Source organism: Wolbachia endosymbiont of Oedothorax gibbosus, from assembly GCF_936270435.1.
Taxonomy (GTDB): Bacteria; Pseudomonadota; Alphaproteobacteria; order Rickettsiales; family Anaplasmataceae; genus Wolbachia.
The window spans coordinates 823186-840173 of the sequence record NZ_OW370567.1; the positions used below are offsets into that span (position 1 = coordinate 823186).

The following is a 16988-nucleotide window of genomic DNA, read 5'->3' on the forward strand; positions in this document are numbered from 1 at the left end:
ATCTATGCAAAAAAGCTATCCAAGCGATATAAGTCAAGAACAATTTGAAAAAATCAGACCAATACTGGAGAGTAGCAGAAAGAAAACAAAACCAAGGAAACTTGATTTGTATGATGTATTTTGTGCAGTGCTATATATCCTAAAAAGCGCCTGCCAGTGGAGAATGCTGCCAAAAGATTTTCCAAGGTGGGAGAACGTGTATTACTATTTTCAAATGTGGAATAAAAAGAATGGAGCAGAACCAAGCTTGCTGGAAGTAGTCTTAAAAAAAATTAGTTGGAGAGGTTCGTATCAGCAATGGTCGGAAAGAGAAAACCAGTTTCTGTATAATTGATGCACAAAGTGTTAAAAACACAGATACTGCTGAAAAAAAGGGCTATGATGCAGGTAAAAAGATTTCAGGCATAAAGCGTCATATTGCAGTTGATACGCAAGGCTTGCCACATGCAATTCATATAACAACGGCAGAAGTAACTGATCGTAGCAGTGCTGTGGAAATGGTGGAAAAGGCTGAAGAAAACCTCTCTGAAGTTAAAAATATACTGGTTGATGCTGGCTATACAGGAGAAAATTTTGCAACTCAAATAAAAGCTACTATTGGTGCAACTGTTGAGGTAATAAAGCGAAGTGAATTACACTCTTTCGTTGTATTGCCAAAGAGATGGGTTGTTGAGCGTTCTTTTGCTTGGTTGGAAAAATGTAGGCGTTTGTGGAAAAATTGCGAGCGGAAACTCAACACTAGCTTACAGATGGTTGTTCTCTCCTTCATTTCTCTCTTATTACGAAGATTTTAAACAGGTTCTTAAGTTGACGCCATTGCCTGAACGGATACGAAAATAGCGCATTAGGTTTTTTACCCACACCTACTGATGCGTTCCCCACCCTGACTAACTAATGACTGATCAAGTTTGCTACTCACTTTACTCGAATCTTCATGCTTTTGCCGATCATTATTCTGTTTGCATGTTTTTACTGCACTAACAACCTCAGTTATGGATTAGAAAATAGATAAAAGTATAACTAAGAAGAGGGAAACAGGGTAAACTCGAGTATTTTAGTAATAATAAGAGGTTACCCATGAAGAAAGATATTACAGAACTGTACTGTTGCGTCGAGGATTTTTGTCGTGCGGTAGATGATAATTTTGCAAATAGGTTCTTATCAAACGGCAAAAAACCAACCAGAGTACCAGAAATAGCGCACTCAGAAATTCTAACCATAATCCTATTATACCATAAATCACCATGTAAAAACTTCAAGGCTTTTTATCTTTGTTATCTTCAGTTATTCTATAGATCAGAGTTTTCAAAGCTGCCTTCATATCACAGATTTATTGCCTTAAAGCCGCGAGTTTTGTGGTATTTAGCATTACTTTTGCAATGGTTTTGTGAACAAGCAAAAATGACCGGGATTTCCTACATAGATTCTACTTCAATAGCAGTATGCCATCGAAAAAGAATCTCAAGAAATAAGGTTTTCAAAGGATTAGCAGAGTTAGGAAAGAATACTTACGGCTGGTTTTTTGGTTTTAAATTACATGTAGTAATCAATGAAATAGGTGAAATTCAAGGTGTTACGCTAACCAGAGGTAACGTCGATGACAGAAAACCTGTACCAACTCTAACCAAAAAACTAACTGGACTTTTGTTTGGAGATAAGGGCTATATAAAGAAAGAGCTCTTTGAGAAACTATTCGATAGAGGTCTAAAACTCGTCACTAAAGTGAAAAAAGGTATGAAAAATGCACTGATTTCGCTGAAAGAGAAGATTTTACTAGGGAAAAGATCGATTGTTGAAACGGTTTTTGGCTGCCTAAAAAACAAATTTGAACTTGAGCACACTCGGCATAGATCCACAGTAAATTTCTTGGTACATATTTTTTCTACCCTCATTTCGGGAATGTTCAAAAAAGTGTGTCAAACCGAAAAAAAAGTAATAAATTGATATAAAAAAAATGGAGGTTTCACATATGAATCAAAGAATAGCAAATAAAACTACTGGATTGGTAGATTATAAAGAATTAGAAACAAATATCCTGTCGTCTATACGAGAAGGAAGGCCGCTGACGGGAAGGGACGGAGTATTAACACCATTGATAAAAAAGCTGCTGGAGGCAAGTTTGGAAGGTGAAATAGAAAATCACTTGTTGGCTGAAAGCGAAGAAAATAATCGAAGAAATGGGAGAAATGGAAAGACTTTAAGGACAAGTGCCGGTTCATTTGAACTTTTGACGCCAAGGGATAGAGAAGGAAGTTTTGAGCCGCAAATAGTCAAAAAAAGGCAAACAAACTTACATCCAGAGCTTGAAACGAAGATCTTGAGCACATTTGCCAGTGGTATGAGTTATAGAGATATAGCGTCACACGTTGAGGAAATTTATGATCACAAAATATCGGCGGCAGAGATATCAAGTATTACCGACAAATTGCTACCGGTAATCAACGAATGGCGTAGTCGCCCATTGCAGTCTGTGTACCCAATAGTGTTCATGGATGGCATGTTTTTCAAAGTTAAGGAGGACGGGCATTGCGTAAGTAAATGCATGTATAATATATTAGGCGTAGATCAAAATGGCAGAAAAGAGGTACTAGGCTTTTATTTAGCCGAAAGTGAGGGAGCCAACTTCTGGTTAGGGGTATTAAATGACCTAAAAGAGAGAGGAGTAGAGGATATTCTGATTGCCTGCGTCGATGGTCTAAAAAGTTTTCCTGCAGCAATAAATAGTGTGTTTCCTAAAGCAGAAGTACAGCTATGTATAGTGCATCAGATAAGGAATTCATTGAAATATGTATCCAGCAAAGATGTGAAAGTTTTCATGAACGATTTGAAGAAAATATATCGTGCTTCAAGTAAAGAAATCGCTGAGAATTATTTGCTTGAGCTGGAAGAAAAATGGGGTGAAAAATATCCTTTGGTTATAAAATCGTGGCAAAATAATTGGGAAAATTTATCTGGTTATTTTAAGTATTCTGGGCCAGTTAGAAAGCTGATTTATACCACCAATCCTATTGAGGGGTTGCATAGACAGATTAGAAAATTCACTAAAACTAAGGGCTCATTTACTAGTACAAATGCCTTGTACAAACAGGTATATTGTGCTATAAAAAAGGCAGAGCAAAATTGGATTATGGCTATACCTAATTGGGCTTTAACTATATCTCAACTTGATATTTTCTTTCCTGGTAGATTGAAAATTGAGTTGAATTAAAAATGCGGTTTGACACACTTTTTTGAACATTCCCCTCATTTCTTATTCAATGCAATCGAAAAAGCCCTGTATTTCTCAGCTTTACTTCGTTGGTTAATCCATAACTGGGGTTAACAAGGCTTAGATCACGATCACCAACTTTAATCCTTACATCTTTATTTTTTTCCAAATCTTCATCGGCTGGTTTATCACCCACTATTTTAATACTGCCATTGCTATTAGCACTTAATGTAATGCTACATTCTCTTTCACCTACATACCAATTAAACTTCATTCCATATTGAGCTGTGGTACCTAAATCATAGTACCTTACTCTCTTTTATCATCTCTGTAGCCTTTTATAACTTCTTCCTGACTACTATTTAATATTGAGAAACCAACAATTTTGTTGTCTATACAGAATTTACTATTTAAAAACTCACTTATTTTAATGTCTGTGTTTTCATTCTTATTATCTTGTAGTTTTACTGTTGCACAAAGATTACCACTGGAAGTTTTCTCTATTGATACTGAATCAATAGCGCCATTTTCTATATATTTACCGAATTCTGCATTGGCTTTTTTCTCTAATTCACAGTATTCGTTTTCATTAGCATCGTCAGGATATTCGTTTACATCATTACCTTGATTCGTTGCACTTTGTGGCGGTTGCTGCTGTTGCATTTTTTCTAGCGCTTCTTTCATTTTTTTCTGAAGTGATATAACTCGATTAAGTGTGTCTCTTCTACCATCGTTACCATTATCAAGTAGCTTTAAAGCTTCTACCACTGTGTTTAAGTTTTTATAAGCTACTTCAATATTATACTTGTCACTCAAAGGTTCACTGTTACCTGAAGAATGTTTATAGCAACAATTTGTTTGAATAATTCCATATGCTCCTATAAGCCTTTTGTAGATATTTTCAAGCTCTTTTATTATTTCTTCTTTTTGACATAATCTTTTTTAATTAGCTCCAGACTTTCTTTAATATCTTCAACCAGGTTATCATACATAGGCGATTTTATTACTGACTTATCCTGTATCGATTTGTCTAATTTTTCGCTACACTTATTTTAACACGTTTGCATGTAGAACTATAATATAAACTTGAATATTATCTATCACTCCTTCAACATAGACGACACTTTTTTCGAGCAGGAAATCACTTTATTAACCATGTAGTTTTCATGATTATTATCTATTTTAGGCAACTCATACAGATAATTTACCATCATTCCAGCCGACTGACTAATACCATTTTTAGAAGTATCCGCCATCCAGTTTAATTGTTTTATCGATGCACCATTGCTTAAATGAAAATGCGCCACCGGATCATAAGCACCGCCACTATTGTTCTTAACTTTTAGCAAATAATGTGCACAAAGTTTAAGCATGCATTGTTTAGTTTCATTTGTACATTCAACATTAGTTTTTAATTGCTCTGCACTTTCTAAAATTTCTGCACTAGATTGTTTTATATTTAGTTTGCCCAATAAACCTCAGTTATGGATTAGAAAATAGATAAAAGTATAACTAAGAAGAGGGAAACAGGGTAAACTCGAGTATTTTAGTAATAATAAGAGGTTACCCATGAAGAAAGATATTACAGAACTGTACTGTTGCGTCGAGGATTTTTGTCGTGCGGTAGATGATAATTTTGCAAATAGGTTCTTATCAAACGGCAAAAAACCAACCAGAGTACCAGAAATAGCGCACTCAGAAATTCTAACCATAATCCTATTATACCATAAATCACCATGTAAAAACTTCAAGGCTTTTTATCTTTGTTATCTTCAGTTATTCTATAGATCAGAGTTTTCAAAGCTGCCTTCATATCACAGATTTATTGCCTTAAAGCCGCGAGTTTTGTGGTATTTAGCATTACTTTTGCAATGGTTTTGTGAACAAGCAAAAATGACCGGGATTTCCTACATAGATTCTACTTCAATAGCAGTATGCCATCGAAAAAGAATCTCAAGAAATAAGGTTTTCAAAGGATTAGCAGAGTTAGGAAAGAATACTTACGGCTGGTTTTTTGGTTTTAAATTACATGTAGTAATCAATGAAATAGGTGAAATTCAAGGTGTTACGCTAACCAGAGGTAACGTCGATGACAGAAAACCTGTACCAACTCTAACCAAAAAACTAACTGGACTTTTGTTTGGAGATAAGGGCTATATAAAGAAAGAGCTCTTTGAGAAACTATTCGATAGAGGTCTAAAACTCGTCACTAAAGTGAAAAAAGGTATGAAAAATGCACTGATTTCGCTGAAAGAGAAGATTTTACTAGGGAAAAGATCGATTGTTGAAACGGTTTTTGGCTGCCTAAAAAACAAATTTGAACTTGAGCACACTCGGCATAGATCCACAGTAAATTTCTTGGTACATATTTTTTCTACCCTCATTTCTTATTCAATGCAATCGAAAAAGCCCTGTATTTCTCAGCTTTACTTCGTTGGTTAATCCATAACTGGGGTAATAAAGTGACATCTTGGTTTTTTAGCCATTTCGTAAAGCCAGGTATTGGAGAAAGAGTTGCGTATGTTTTTATACTTTTAAACTCCTGTGATAGCTTTTCTACAACCCTTTTGATTAAGAAATTACCAAGACTAATTCCAGACAATCCTGCTTGAGTATTTGATATTGAGTAGAATATAGCAGTGCTTGCACTACTTGGATCATTTGAAGGTACCGACTCATCTAAAAGATGTTGAATGCTATCTGCAATCTTATCCACCAATGCAACCTCTACAAAAATTAGAGGTTCGTTCGGTATCTTGTAATGAAAAAAAGCAAAACAGAGACGATCAGAGTCTAGTCTGTTTTTTAGGTCGCCCCAAGAGGAAATTTTATGCACAGCTTCATATTTTATAAGTTTTTCTAACAATGATGCAGGTGAATCCCAAGTAATTTGGCGAAGATCGAGTAGATCAACATCAACCCAAGTATAGAGTATATTTTTTAATTCGCTCTCTAGTGGATTCAAGCTTCTATATTGGTTCTTTAGCTTAAGCACATCAGAACGCATGTCAACAATAAACTTCAGGCCCTCTGGTAAAGAAATAAATTGCTTTAATATTTTAGAACGTGGTGATTCAAGAATTTTTATTAAATCCTGTTCAAATTTATAGTTTAACTCGGGATTTTCCTTGTACTCCTTTATTTTCTCATCTATTTCCGCTTTATTCGGATTAAATTTTTCTGCCAGGGTTTGTAGAAATTTTATTTTACCTTTCTCTGACAAGCTTAAGTACAAATTACCAAGAGATACAGCGTTCTTACGTGCTGAAACCTCCCCTCCCTTTGGGTTTAAGCACTCGTTCATCTTCAAGACTAAACTATCGATATCGCGACTGTTGCTTAAATCAGGACTGATGTTACCAATCCACGATCTTACAGCATCTGCCACTCCACCTAGTATTTTAAAAAAGCTCCTTACCGCTTTTTTGTCTTCAACTTTCACTACATCAGTTTTTATCAATGATTCTTTCGTCATAGATTCCCTTTATTATACATAGCTAATGCAAGTCAGGGTCATACCGCCCCGGTATCTCTAGATCCAGCTAACAAGCAGCGGGATGACGGTTGTCGGCAAACCCAAGTTATTTTAGCTACATATAGCTTAAGTTAAAGGAAAATTTAGCTACATAGCAGGCACTATTACTAGATTATTAATAATTCAGTAATACAATTAATTTCAGGATGTTAATGCCAAAGTTATAAGTTTCTACCAAATACTGGAAATCTTAATTTTATTTTAGCTACCAATCAACTTGGAGTTAAATATCTTGACATTTATTTAATGTTGCTATATAATAGCTATGTACATTTTGTGTACTATAGCAATAAAATTACCTTGTAATAGGTGTATTGGACCCGAGGGCAGTACTCGGCGCCTCCACCATGTTTTTTAATTTATATGGGGGCGAATAAGGATCGACATGCATAGTAAAGATGGTAGCTTTGCTCGGTTAGACACCACCGCTAAGAGTTCATAATTTAAATGCAAACGATAATAATTTGCTGCTGAAAGGCGATGTTGCAATAGCTGCTTAATTTAAGCACTATAACTTCATTGCTATAAGCACGGTTCAGGGAACGCCGGGTAACAGAAGTTCCCTCAAAATTTACGTATGTGAAAGTTATATGGAACAAACAGATTACAAAAAACTGCTTAATTCTGCCAAGTTTCAAGTTATCAAAAAGACTTTAGATGTTATATCAGGCAATGTTTTTACTCCTCACTTAGAAATATTATTTTTCACATATTTTAATGGTGTGACCATACCAGGTCATTTGAAAAAGTCATACCCTACTCAAATGCTTGTTATATTACAGCATCAATTCTATGATTTAAAAGTTTCTGAGGATAAATTTAGCGTCAGTTTGAGTTTTCAAGGAAAACAAGAGCGAATTACTATACCGTTTTTTGCTATTAGTGAGTTTCGTGATAAAATTTCAGGAGATGTTTTAATATTTAGTATCGATTCTGATAAAGAATACAAAAGTGAAAAATGTGCTGAAAAATTATCAAACGGCAGTATTATATCCATAGATCAACTACGTGATGAGTAATTTTTGTAAACAAAAAATATTAATAGAAAAAAGTGGTCTAACTTAAGTAATAGAATAGAGGAATACTATCGTAGACAAATATGCTAAATCTTTAATTGTTTATTAACGCAGATGGCAAAATTTTTCTTACATATCATCAACTTTCTTTATTGAAAAATTCAGAAAAATGTTGTATAATTGTTAGTAGACTTTGGTAAAACATATGGCAGATTCAGGAATTAGTATAACCTTCGATCCAAAAACTTCACATAACCTTGCTAAGTTAGCTGAAATCACCAAGGAATCCGTTCAAGAACTAGCAAAAAGGTTAGTCATAGAAGGAATTGAGTGCGAAGTAGAAGATATTGCGTTATATAAAACTGTTAAGGAATGTGAGGATGTAGACTGGAGCACAGTGCTATCTGAAAGGGCGAGGACATAAACTGGAATACGATATTGTCTACTCAAAAAACTTTACTGAAAGAGATTTTCCAAATCTTCCAAAAACGATAAATGAGCGGCTTGCAACTGATCCAATTAAATTTGGTAAACCATTACGTGGCAGACTAAAAGGATATAGAAGAATAAGAGTTAGTGATTACCGAGTTATTTATACTGTAAATATTGCAAAACATAAGGTGTTTGTTGCCACAGCAGGACACAGAAAAGACGTCTATAATAAAATGCCTTTAGACTTACTGCTATAAACAATATATATTTTTATACAGCACTCCTTCCTCCTACCTTAGGTGCAGCTCAAAAAATGAAGTTTTTTTTGGTTCAGCAAAAATAACATTTTGAGTTTAAAAAGTCTAAATACTTGTCTTTTATATATCTTTCGTGTAATAGATATGTATGCATCCAATCATATATCTACTCAACACGTTACTTGATCTTTATAGCTTCATTCTAATATGTTGGGTTGTCTTAAACTGGCTGGTTAAGCTTAATATGGTGAACATATATAATGAAATTGTCAGTAGCATAATGCACATCTTGAACCAATTGACATATCCACCACTAAAGATTATTAGAAGATATATACCACCGTTCAATGGATTAGATTTATCTATAATGATATTGCTAATAACAATTCACTTTGTAAAATATACAGTAGCTTACTATTTTAGGTAGATGTTAAAAAAATATCTAAAATCAGCAATATATCTATCCCTTTTAATATATGTATATATATCAGTTTTTAGCTACAACTATAAAGATCCTTCCTTAAACACGGCTACAAATAAGGAAGTGACAAATTTAGGTGGAATAGTAGGTTCATATTTAGCTGATATATTGGTTCAATTTCTTGGATTAACTAGTGTTACAATAGCTACAACCATAGTTTACTTGTTGATATCAAAAAGGTCGCTGAAAATTCTCTATTTAATATTAATCAATTTAGGGATATGTGCTATACTACCACAACTTTCGCTAGGCATCACTGCAAGGTACAGACACAGTGGAATAATAGGGAATACACTAATTAATAACTGTCCGTTTTATATATTTGTGATAGTAACATCAATAGGTCTTGTAGGATTGGTTGGTTGGAAGAAAATAACTTACTTTCTATTCTTCTTATGTAAAAAAATAGTTTGCTTATTTGTAAATGTTCCATTCTTCAGATCACATAAAACTACTGAGTATTCAATTGCACCATTAGTAGTAGAAGAAAAACATAGAACTAAAATCACTACTAAACAACAACCAAAAGAAAGACAGAAAAAAGCTACCAAAGAAATTTTCAGTGAGTTCGAGTTTCCAAGCATTCATTTACTTTCTAAAGCAGAGGAGTCTTTGCAGAGAAAGCAGCTGAATGAAATGGAGAGCAATAAAAATTTATCTCTGCTGGAACAAGTCCTGAGTGATTTTGGCGTGCAAGGAAAAATTATCAGTGTATGCTATGGGCCGGTTGTGACTTTATACAAACTTGAACCACAAGCTGGTACAAAATCTGCAAGAGTAATTGGCCTTGCAGATGACATTGCACGTTCGATGAGTGCACTCTCTGCACGTATTTCAATAATTCGTGGGCAAAATGCTATGGGAATAGAGTTGCCGAGCAAGGAACGGGAAATTGTAATGCTGCGTGATTTGCTTGAATCACCAGAATACCAAAATGCGAACTTAAATCTTCCAATTGCACTTGGCAAAGAAATAAGTGGAAAACCAGTGATTGCAGATCTAACTAAAATGCCCCACTTGCTCGTTGCTGGAACCACAGGGTCTGGTAAATCAGTTGCAATTAACACTATGATTCTTTCACTCGTTTATCGATTAAATCCTGATGAATGCAAGATGATAATGATCGACCCAAAAATGCTTGAGCTTTCAATATATGATGCAATACCACATCTAATAACGCCAGTGGTAACAGAGCCAAAAAAGGCTGTAGTCGCTCTTAAGTGGATAGTAAAAGAGATGGAAAATCGCTATCGCATGATGTCGTATTTGAATGTGCGCAACGTAATAAACTATAACCAAAAAATCACAGAAGCGATGAATAGTGGGATAGAATTAGAACGTGTTGTACAGATTGGCTTTAACTCAACAACAGGCAAACCTCTGTTTGAAAAAATGCCAATCAAAATGGAAACATTTCCGTATATTGTAGTGATCGTGGATGAAATGGCAGATTTGATGCTTGTTGCCGGCAAAGAAATAGAGTGCTCCATTCAGCGTTTGGCGCAAATGGCCAGAGCTGCAGGAATACATATCATAATGGCAACACAACGCCCATCTGTGGATGTGATAACAGGTGTGATAAAAGCAAACTTTCCAACAAGAATCAGTTTTGCTGTTACTTCTAAGATAGATAGCCGCACAATACTTGGCGAACAAGGGGCTGAACAATTACTCGGTATGGGTGATATGCTTTACATGGCTTCTGGTGGTAAGATTATTCGAGTTCACGGTCCATTTGTGAGTGATGATGAGGTGCAAGATATAGTTGATCATTTGAAAATGCAAGGTGAGCCAAATTACATGGAGGAAATTACCAAAGAAGATGAAAATTCTTCTGTGGAATCAGAAGGTGAAGCAGAGGATGAAGAAAATGACCTCTACAATCAAGCAGTGGCCATTATTCAAAGGGATCAAAAAGTTTCAACCAGTTACATTCAAAGGCAGCTTAGAATAGGCTATAACAGAGCTGCAAATATTGTTGAAAGAATGGAAAAGGAAGGTATTGTCAGCGCACCAAGTTACTCAGGGAAGAGAGAGATATTGGTTGAATAACAATCTTGTAATACCTTAATTTAAGTTTCCGCACTTTCAAAAAGCAAGTTAAACAAAATTATTAAAAAGTCAATACATAATGACAATTGATTTAATACTAATTTAAGTACTGAGAACGTATAATTATAATATATTAATTAACTAGGGGGTAAAAATGTCAACAAATTGGCTTCATGATTTTTTTTTCGGTTCTAATGAATCGACAATAAAAGCACTAGAAAAACTTCAACAGATGGATGCTGAGCAGTTTCAAAAGGCATTCAGTGCATTAGAAAAATTGCAAAAAGGTCAACAGATCAACGCTGATCAACTTCAAATTGCATTTAGCAGGTTAGAGGAATTGCAGGCAACTCAAAAGATCGATGCTGAACGGTTCGAAAGTATACAAAAGTATTTAGACGGTTTGCAGGAAAGACTTGCAGACGTGGAAGAAAAAGTGGAAACACTTACAGAGGCAGTAGGAGAACAAGAAAAAACACTACTAATTTGTACCATAGCCACTGCTGTTGCCGCAATAGCGGTCGCTTCTTTTGTTGCATTCTGTATCTATCAGGGAGTTAAGCTTGAGAGGGAGAAAGAAAAGAACTCGCTTGATCAAGATACACCAAACACAGAACTTAATGCAGGTGTAGATATTTCTGAAAAGCCGAATAACTATAAAAGTTAACTTAGCTGCATAACACTCTTCTTAAGAAGGTGTTACATAGCTTGTAACACCTTACTCTTCTCTTAGCCTATGTAGGTTTTTTGATAGCAAACATATCACTTTTTAGAAAAATATTTGTATTGTAAAGTTAGTAAAGATTCTGGTTTACTTAAAGTTTGTTAATTGCTATCTTTTAAAACACGATATTTACTATAGCACCATATGCTTAGGATTTTTTCTAAAGTTTTGTTTATATTAATATTTTTGGTTTCTAGCTTTTTTACTGTGCATAGTGCTGGAGCTAAATCTAAGCTCAGTAAGAAATACATACCTCCTGGTAACCCTGGTGGTGCAAACTTTCATACAGATGAGGATTTTGCTGAGTCATATAAACTGTATGAGAAGCGTAGGGAATTGCTCAAGAAAAAAAAGTCACAAGATCGAGCTATAAATAAAGAAGATCTAATCAAAAAATTAAAAGAGAAAAAAATTGCTAGTCTTGATAATGAGCCAAATGACATGGAAGCGTGCATAGTTGACGATGAAGAGAGCGCTATGATAAATCAGCATGGTATTAATATCGCACGTTTAAAGGGTGCTGTATTTATAGATCAAGAGCCAGTTTCCCAGTATGAAAGCGAGCAGCATGAACAAGAAGAGAAGAAAGTTACTTCAACACGAGAAAAGAAAGTTTCTCCTATAAATATCACTATAAAAGAAACTCCTTCAAGAAGAACGTGCTCACATGATTCTATTGCTAATTTGGATAACGTAGATGCTTATAGTTTGAATGGTTCGAGTTCATTTGGCAGCGTAGCTGACACAGTAAAATAGTATCACAATTAATAAGTATGCTAGATAAAGATCTGATATTGAATGACGATGCATATGAATTATCGCCAATTTCCAGGCACAAAACTCATGTTGTAGAAGTTGGAAAAGTAAAGATAGGCGGAAATAATCCTGTAGTTGTACAATCTATGGCGCTTGGTGTGCATATAGATTCTGATAATATAAAAAGTAGCGCAAAACATTATGCAAAAGAAATAACAGAACTAGCGCGCGCAGGTTCAGAGTTAGTACGGATTGCTTTGAATTCAGAGGAAGTAGCAAGGGCAATACCTTATATAGTAGAAGAGATAAATAAAGAAGGTTTTGACGGTAAAATATTGGTAGGCTGCGGTCAATATGAGCTAGATAAATTAGTTCAAGATTATCCAGACAACATCAAAATGCTGGGTAAAATTAGGATGAATCCAGGCAATGTAGGCTTTGGCGACAAACGTGATGAAAAATTTGAAAGAGTTATAGAGTATGCAATAACACATGATCTTCCTGTCAGAATTGGAGTAAATTGGGGTAGTCTTGATAAGTACCTTTCACAAAAACTAATGGATGAAAACTCCTTGTTCAGTGATCCAAAACCTTCTGACGTTGTATTACGCAAGGCACTTGTAATGTCTTCTCTTAATAGCGCACGGAAAGCTGAAGAAATTGGCCTCAGTGCAGATAAAATAATCATTTCGTGTAAAGTCAGTAGAGTACAAGATTTAATTTCGGTCTACACAGCGCTTGTAAAATTTTCTAATTATGCTTTGCACTTGGGCTTAACTGAAGCTGGTATGGGCAATAAAGGCGTGATAAATACCACAGCAGGGCTTACTTATTTATTGCAAAATGGTATTGGAGACACAATACGTGCTTCTTTAACTCAACGCCCTGGTGAATCGCGTACTAATGAAGTGATAGTGTGTCAGGAAATATTGCAGTCTATAGGCTTGCGACACTTTAACCCTCAAGTTAATTCATGTCCTGGTTGTGGGCGCACAAGTAGCGATCGTTTTCGTATATTAACTGAAGAGGTGAATGGCTATATAAAAACTCATATGCCGATATGGAAGAAAAAGAATCCAGGTGTAGAGCATATGAGCATCGCTGTTATGGGATGCATAGTAAACGGTCCTGGAGAAAGCAAACACGCAAATTTGGGAATCAGCTTGCCTGGATATGGAGAAAAACCTGTTTCAGCAGTCTACAAAGACGGCAAGTATTTCAAAACTTTACAAGGTGATAATGTCTCTGAAGAATTTAAGGCAATTATTGATAATTATGTGAAGGAGCATTACACGTAACCTTTCACGGTTAATTAATAGATAAATCGCAAATAAAAATTAAATCTAGTTTTTCTTTTTTCGTTATTAATACATTTATAACACAATTGAGTTTAAATAGTTGGTATGAAAAGCTTTTTACGAAATTTCTTACACTATCTTCTGTCATCCCAGTACTCCTTTCTTGTCATCCCAGTCTGGGGTCCAGAAAACTTACAGGTAATAAAAACTGGTCACGCGCTACCCAGGACGTGGTGTACAAGAATCCTACTAACTTTACTATTAATTCTATTTCCACTTTTAGCATCATCTATAAGCATTGAGGGCATTGAAGAAAATTGCGATTACGCATATTACCCTAAATTAGATGATGATGCTGCTGATGAGTTATACGTTATAAAGCGAAATTATTATAGATATGGGGAGAAATTAAAAATATTAGCAGATGAGAGAATAAAGGAGATCACTTTAGTAGGGGCTAGTGATAAATAATTATACTGTTAGACTGCATTCTGTGAAAAACACATTTGAGTTTTCTTCAATTTAAAGTAAAGACAAAAAATTGCTGCTTTCTGATAAGCAGAAAATTCCATTATAAATCTTGTCTTTCGACTATATCAATCAACACATCAAATTCTATACTGTTATTGTGTTGCTTAATGTTACTTGCTCTGACATTACTCATTTTAGCAGCGTGTAACACTGATTTTTTTTTCTGGATCCCAATTTGGGTGACAGAAAAAGGTTTATCAGTATCTTCAAACCCAAACGTTATAGAGTTACTTGCATCATCATTAATGTCTATAGAATCAGGTAGAATCGCACAGTCTGACTTATTTATAAATTGAGAGAATGCATTTTTGATATCGTCAAATGTACCGTAATGATCCATATGATCGTCGTTAATACTCGTTATAACAGCAATATTTGCAGGAATTTTTAGCATGGTTCCATCAGACTCATCAGCTTCGATTAAAAAAATGTCACCCCTTCCAAGTCTTGAATTACTTTGATATGAATTCAGTATTCCTCCCACAATTACAGTTGCATCAATATTAGAATGATCAAAAATGGAAGCAATCATTGCCGTTGTCGTTGTCTTACCGCTCGAACCTGAAACTGCTATTACATATTTATCTCTTAAAAGTTCAGCAAGCATGTCTGATCTATGCAAAATGGTTTTATTGTTATTTCTTGCTGCAACTAACTCCACATTATCAGATTCTATTGCAGAAGAATGTACGACTATTTCAGCTTTGCTTATATTATTAGCATTGTGACCAATGTAAACTTCTATACCCAGCTCTCGTAATCTATCTATATTGTTGTTTGATTGTGCATCACTACCTTGAACTTTGTAATTGGAATTGTGAAGAATTTCAGCAATGGCACTCATTCCAATTCCACCTATACCAATTATATGTATTTGAGCTTTGTTCATATTGAGCAGTAAACGTTTACTTATTACTAAATTTATTATAGTATAATTTAAAATCCTCATGGTATCGAACCCTTTCACTAAATACAATGATAAAAAACCTAGCCTTCCTATGTCTAATATTCGTTTTGATGAGTAGTTGCAGTGTTAGCAACAGGTTTAATTGCACTGCAGGTCATTATAAAATTGGCAGCAGCTACACAATAAATGGTATAACTTATTATCCAAAAAACTGTAAACAATATGAAGAGATAGGGATAGCATCGTGGTATGGAATAGAAGATCATGGCACGCTTACAGCAAATGGTGAAGTGTTTAACCGTCACTTGATCTCTGCAGCGCATAAGACTCTGCCTCTACCCTGCTTTGTTCTTGTCACTAATTTAGAAAATGGAAGAAAGCTTGTTATAAGGGTTAATGATAGAGGGCCTTTTATTGAAGGCAGAATAATAGATTTATCAGAAAAAGCAGCTCAAGTCTTAGGATTTCATAAAGTAGGGCTTGCAAAGGTAAAAGTCCAATACCTAAGAAAGATGTCAGAACAATTGATACAAAATACTCCTCATTATAGAAAGCAGTATGAAAAAGAAATGCAGAAACGTCACCCAAAACAAGACAGTGCAGAAAGTAAGGGATATGTTGCATTTTTTAAAAGTGCTCAGGCTGCTAAGTCAGCTGCATCGAAGCTTCGCAATCAAGGAATAAAAAATGTTAGATTGCTTTTTAAGAACGATCAATATTGCGTGAAAGTGAGTTATAGGTAGAAAACTCTAGGCTCTGCCTAAATAATTTATAATAGATTTCTTGTATAACCACCTTTTGAGTAACCTTTGGCAGTTTGGATGACAGGAGGTAATGTAAGAAGTCTAATAGCAAGTAATTAATGCTGTTTTTTTCTGATACCAGGTATTACTTAAGTAATGAGATTGACTTTCTTGCTATAATGTGGTAATTAAAAATATCATTTAAAGCAATAGGTAAAGTTATGACAATGAAATACAAGCAGTGGGAAGAAATATTAAGTGCAGTTAACAATGAGGGGGGAAACCTAAATGAAAATAATGTAATTGAAAAAATAAAAGAGAGATTAAAAGTAAAAGATAAAGATGAGTATGAAAAGTGGGAAAGAGTTGATTTTGATATAAATTACAGGTTTGAATGTGGAGGTTATAAACGGACATTATTATTTATGGCTGGCTCACAGAACAAAAAAGACGTATTGAAATTTCTATGCAAAGCAAAGAGAATTGATGTTGATGCAAAAGATAAGTATGGAAAACCTCCATGTGACTACACAGGGAAGTTTCTGAAAAAAGTAGAAGAAAAAAACAAATTACCACAAGATAAGGATGATAATAAAGGTACAACACGTCTTCTAGGAAAAACAGAGAAAAAACAACCTACATCAGCGGCCATGAAAGGGTTTTTTGTCGGTGGTTCAGTTGCGGTATTAGGCGCTGCAATAGCAGTGACATTTTTTAGCAACTGGAACAATTGCGGTTGAACTAATGCCTGTGGTAATAGCCGTTGCTGCAATCGCAACAGCGACACTGGCAGTTGGTGGTGTTACATACATGCTGTCAAAGCCTAGTACTAAAGTGGATGAAACGAAAGAACAACAAAACGTGAATGGGAAGGTGCCAGGAGCAGCATAATAGGTAAGTTGTTATAGCTTTTGATAGTAGGCAGGGTGCCATCTAAGTAGCGGACACTGGGACCCGGAAAACTATGGTAGCCTAGTAATTGCATAATGAATACGGGAATGTTCGTACAGTTGTGTGTCACGCACTGGAATGACATGGTGAGGCGTCA

Annotated in this window: 19 protein-coding genes, 1 other RNA gene and 2 pseudogenes; 17 read left to right on the forward strand and 5 right to left on the reverse strand. The window is 35.0% G+C overall.

What is annotated here, in order from left to right:
• Positions 1-4: 4 nt before the first annotated feature.
• The 3 genes from NBW39_RS04075 (at position 5) to NBW39_RS04085 (ending at position 3208) form a co-directional block, all read left to right on the forward strand.
• Positions 5-794 (forward strand): IS5 family transposase gene (locus NBW39_RS04075; protein ID WP_250294658.1). Its coding sequence is split into 2 segments (ribosomal slippage): positions 5-265 and positions 267-794, totalling 789 coding nucleotides; the frame shifts between segments, so codons are not numbered across the junction.
• Between the two features lie 283 nt (positions 795-1077).
• Positions 1078-1944 carry an IS982 family transposase gene (locus NBW39_RS04080; RefSeq protein ID WP_250295701.1) on the forward strand — a complete coding sequence of 289 codons (867 nt, stop codon included), beginning with the start codon at positions 1078-1080 and terminating at the stop codon, positions 1942-1944.
• A 25-nt stretch (positions 1945-1969) separates the two neighbouring features.
• Entirely contained in the window at positions 1970-3208 is a 1239-nt protein-coding gene (locus tag NBW39_RS04085) for an IS256 family transposase (protein WP_250295731.1), read from the forward strand.
• A gap of 46 nt (positions 3209-3254) precedes the next feature.
• On the opposite strand, the gene NBW39_RS04090 is transcribed toward NBW39_RS04085, so the two are convergent.
• The 3 genes and pseudogenes from NBW39_RS04090 to NBW39_RS04100 all read right to left on the reverse strand — a co-directional run.
• The gene (locus NBW39_RS04090) at positions 3255-3482 is read right to left on the reverse strand and encodes a hypothetical protein (protein WP_250295702.1); all 228 of its coding nucleotides are present in this window, start codon (positions 3480-3482) and stop codon (positions 3255-3257) included.
• Between the two features lie 35 nt (positions 3483-3517).
• Complete coding sequence (locus NBW39_RS04095) at positions 3518-4024, reverse strand: hypothetical protein (RefSeq protein ID WP_250295703.1); 507 nt, start codon at positions 4022-4024, stop codon at positions 3518-3520.
• Positions 4025-4308: 284 nt separating this feature from the next.
• Positions 4309-4683 (reverse strand): annotated as a pseudogene (locus NBW39_RS04100) (malonyl-CoA decarboxylase domain-containing protein); the annotation flags it as partial.
• Positions 4684-4777: 94 nt separating this feature from the next.
• On the opposite strand from NBW39_RS04100, the gene NBW39_RS04105 reads away from it, so the two are divergent.
• Positions 4778-5650, forward strand: a complete 873-nt coding sequence (locus NBW39_RS04105; RefSeq protein WP_250294632.1) for an IS982 family transposase — start codon at positions 4778-4780, stop codon at positions 5648-5650.
• Here NBW39_RS04105 and NBW39_RS04110 read toward each other — a convergent pair.
• Positions 5643-6683, reverse strand: a pseudogene (locus NBW39_RS04110) (malonyl-CoA decarboxylase domain-containing protein); the annotation flags it as partial. The gene NBW39_RS04105 and the pseudogene NBW39_RS04110 overlap by 8 nt on opposite strands.
• Positions 6684-6971: 288 nt before the next feature.
• Here NBW39_RS04110 and ssrA point away from each other — a divergent pair.
• From ssrA to NBW39_RS04160, 10 genes are all read left to right on the forward strand, one after another.
• Positions 6972-7310, forward strand: a transfer-messenger RNA (tmRNA) gene (gene ssrA / locus NBW39_RS04115).
• 23 nt (positions 7311-7333) lie between these two features.
• Positions 7334-7762 carry a ClpXP protease specificity-enhancing factor SspB gene (locus tag NBW39_RS04120; protein WP_250295704.1) on the forward strand — a complete coding sequence of 143 codons (429 nt, stop codon included), beginning with the start codon at positions 7334-7336 and terminating at the stop codon, positions 7760-7762.
• A 202-nt stretch (positions 7763-7964) separates the two neighbouring features.
• Positions 7965-8183, forward strand: a complete 219-nt coding sequence (locus NBW39_RS04125) for a hypothetical protein (protein WP_182183293.1) — start codon at positions 7965-7967, stop codon at positions 8181-8183.
• A 94-nt stretch (positions 8184-8277) separates the two neighbouring features.
• The gene (locus NBW39_RS04130; protein WP_250295759.1) at positions 8278-8448 is read left to right on the forward strand and encodes a type II toxin-antitoxin system RelE family toxin; all 171 of its coding nucleotides are present in this window, start codon (positions 8278-8280) and stop codon (positions 8446-8448) included.
• Positions 8449-8596: 148 nt separating this feature from the next.
• Positions 8597-8875 carry a YggT family protein gene (locus NBW39_RS04135; RefSeq protein ID WP_250295705.1) on the forward strand — a complete coding sequence of 93 codons (279 nt, stop codon included), beginning with the start codon at positions 8597-8599 and terminating at the stop codon, positions 8873-8875.
• On the forward strand, positions 8876-10981 hold the full coding sequence (locus tag NBW39_RS04140) for an FtsK/SpoIIIE family DNA translocase (RefSeq protein WP_250295706.1): 2106 nt from the start codon (positions 8876-8878) through the stop codon (positions 10979-10981).
• 154 nt (positions 10982-11135) lie between these two features.
• Positions 11136-11648, forward strand: coding sequence for an HlyD family secretion protein (locus tag NBW39_RS04145; protein WP_250295707.1), 513 nt, complete (start codon positions 11136-11138; stop codon positions 11646-11648).
• Positions 11649-11849: 201 nt separating this feature from the next.
• A complete protein-coding gene (locus tag NBW39_RS04150) occupies positions 11850-12461 on the forward strand; it encodes a TRP75-related protein (RefSeq protein WP_250295708.1) in 612 nt (203 codons plus the stop codon).
• Between the two features lie 17 nt (positions 12462-12478).
• Complete coding sequence (ispG, locus tag NBW39_RS04155) at positions 12479-13759, forward strand: flavodoxin-dependent (E)-4-hydroxy-3-methylbut-2-enyl-diphosphate synthase (protein WP_250295709.1); 1281 nt, start codon at positions 12479-12481, stop codon at positions 13757-13759.
• Between the two features lie 105 nt (positions 13760-13864).
• Complete coding sequence (locus tag NBW39_RS04160; RefSeq protein WP_250295710.1) at positions 13865-14230, forward strand: hypothetical protein; 366 nt, start codon at positions 13865-13867, stop codon at positions 14228-14230.
• A gap of 100 nt (positions 14231-14330) precedes the next feature.
• On the opposite strand, the gene NBW39_RS04165 is transcribed toward NBW39_RS04160, so the two are convergent.
• The gene (locus NBW39_RS04165; RefSeq protein WP_370273733.1) at positions 14331-15239 is read right to left on the reverse strand and encodes a Mur ligase domain-containing protein; all 909 of its coding nucleotides are present in this window, start codon (positions 15237-15239) and stop codon (positions 14331-14333) included.
• Between the two features lie 26 nt (positions 15240-15265).
• Between NBW39_RS04165 and NBW39_RS04170 the strand changes: the two genes are divergently transcribed.
• The 3 genes from NBW39_RS04170 (at position 15266) to NBW39_RS04180 (ending at position 16831) form a co-directional block, all read left to right on the forward strand.
• Positions 15266-15940: a septal ring lytic transglycosylase RlpA family protein gene (locus NBW39_RS04170; RefSeq protein ID WP_370273735.1), complete on the forward strand. Its 675-nt coding sequence runs from the start codon at positions 15266-15268 to the stop codon at positions 15938-15940.
• Between the two features lie 227 nt (positions 15941-16167).
• Positions 16168-16680, forward strand: a complete 513-nt coding sequence (locus NBW39_RS04175) for an ankyrin repeat domain-containing protein (RefSeq protein ID WP_250295712.1) — start codon at positions 16168-16170, stop codon at positions 16678-16680.
• A gap of 4 nt (positions 16681-16684) precedes the next feature.
• Positions 16685-16831, forward strand: coding sequence for a hypothetical protein (locus tag NBW39_RS04180; RefSeq protein WP_250295713.1), 147 nt, complete (start codon positions 16685-16687; stop codon positions 16829-16831).
• Positions 16832-16988 lie beyond the last annotated feature (157 nt).

Excerpts from the sequence above, each read along its gene's own strand:
- NBW39_RS04125 (WP_182183293.1), top strand. The coding sequence starts at position 7,965 with ATGGCAGATTCAGGAATTAGTATAACCTTCGATCCAAAAACTTCACAT.
- NBW39_RS04180 (WP_250295713.1), top strand. The coding sequence starts at position 16,685 with ATGCCTGTGGTAATAGCCGTTGCTGCAATCGCAACAGCGACACTGGCA.
- NBW39_RS04120 (WP_250295704.1), top strand. The coding sequence starts at position 7,334 with ATGGAACAAACAGATTACAAAAAACTGCTTAATTCTGCCAAGTTTCAA.
- ispG (WP_250295709.1), top strand. The coding sequence starts at position 12,479 with ATGCTAGATAAAGATCTGATATTGAATGACGATGCATATGAATTATCG.
- NBW39_RS04170 (WP_370273735.1), top strand. The coding sequence starts at position 15,266 with ATGATAAAAAACCTAGCCTTCCTATGTCTAATATTCGTTTTGATGAGT.
- NBW39_RS04085 (WP_250295731.1), top strand. The coding sequence starts at position 1,970 with ATGAATCAAAGAATAGCAAATAAAACTACTGGATTGGTAGATTATAAA.
- NBW39_RS04090 (WP_250295702.1), bottom strand. The coding sequence starts at position 3,482 with ATGAAGTTTAATTGGTATGTAGGTGAAAGAGAATGTAGCATTACATTA.
- NBW39_RS04140 (WP_250295706.1), top strand. The coding sequence starts at position 8,876 with ATGTTAAAAAAATATCTAAAATCAGCAATATATCTATCCCTTTTAATA.
- NBW39_RS04105 (WP_250294632.1), top strand. The coding sequence starts at position 4,778 with ATGAAGAAAGATATTACAGAACTGTACTGTTGCGTCGAGGATTTTTGT.
- NBW39_RS04135 (WP_250295705.1), top strand. The coding sequence starts at position 8,597 with ATGCATCCAATCATATATCTACTCAACACGTTACTTGATCTTTATAGC.
- NBW39_RS04175 (WP_250295712.1), top strand. The coding sequence starts at position 16,168 with ATGAAATACAAGCAGTGGGAAGAAATATTAAGTGCAGTTAACAATGAG.
- NBW39_RS04145 (WP_250295707.1), top strand. The coding sequence starts at position 11,136 with ATGTCAACAAATTGGCTTCATGATTTTTTTTTCGGTTCTAATGAATCG.
- NBW39_RS04080 (WP_250295701.1), top strand. The coding sequence starts at position 1,078 with ATGAAGAAAGATATTACAGAACTGTACTGTTGCGTCGAGGATTTTTGT.
- NBW39_RS04150 (WP_250295708.1), top strand. The coding sequence starts at position 11,850 with ATGCTTAGGATTTTTTCTAAAGTTTTGTTTATATTAATATTTTTGGTT.
- NBW39_RS04160 (WP_250295710.1), top strand. The coding sequence starts at position 13,865 with ATGAAAAGCTTTTTACGAAATTTCTTACACTATCTTCTGTCATCCCAG.
- NBW39_RS04165 (WP_370273733.1), bottom strand. The coding sequence starts at position 15,239 with ATGAGGATTTTAAATTATACTATAATAAATTTAGTAATAAGTAAACGT.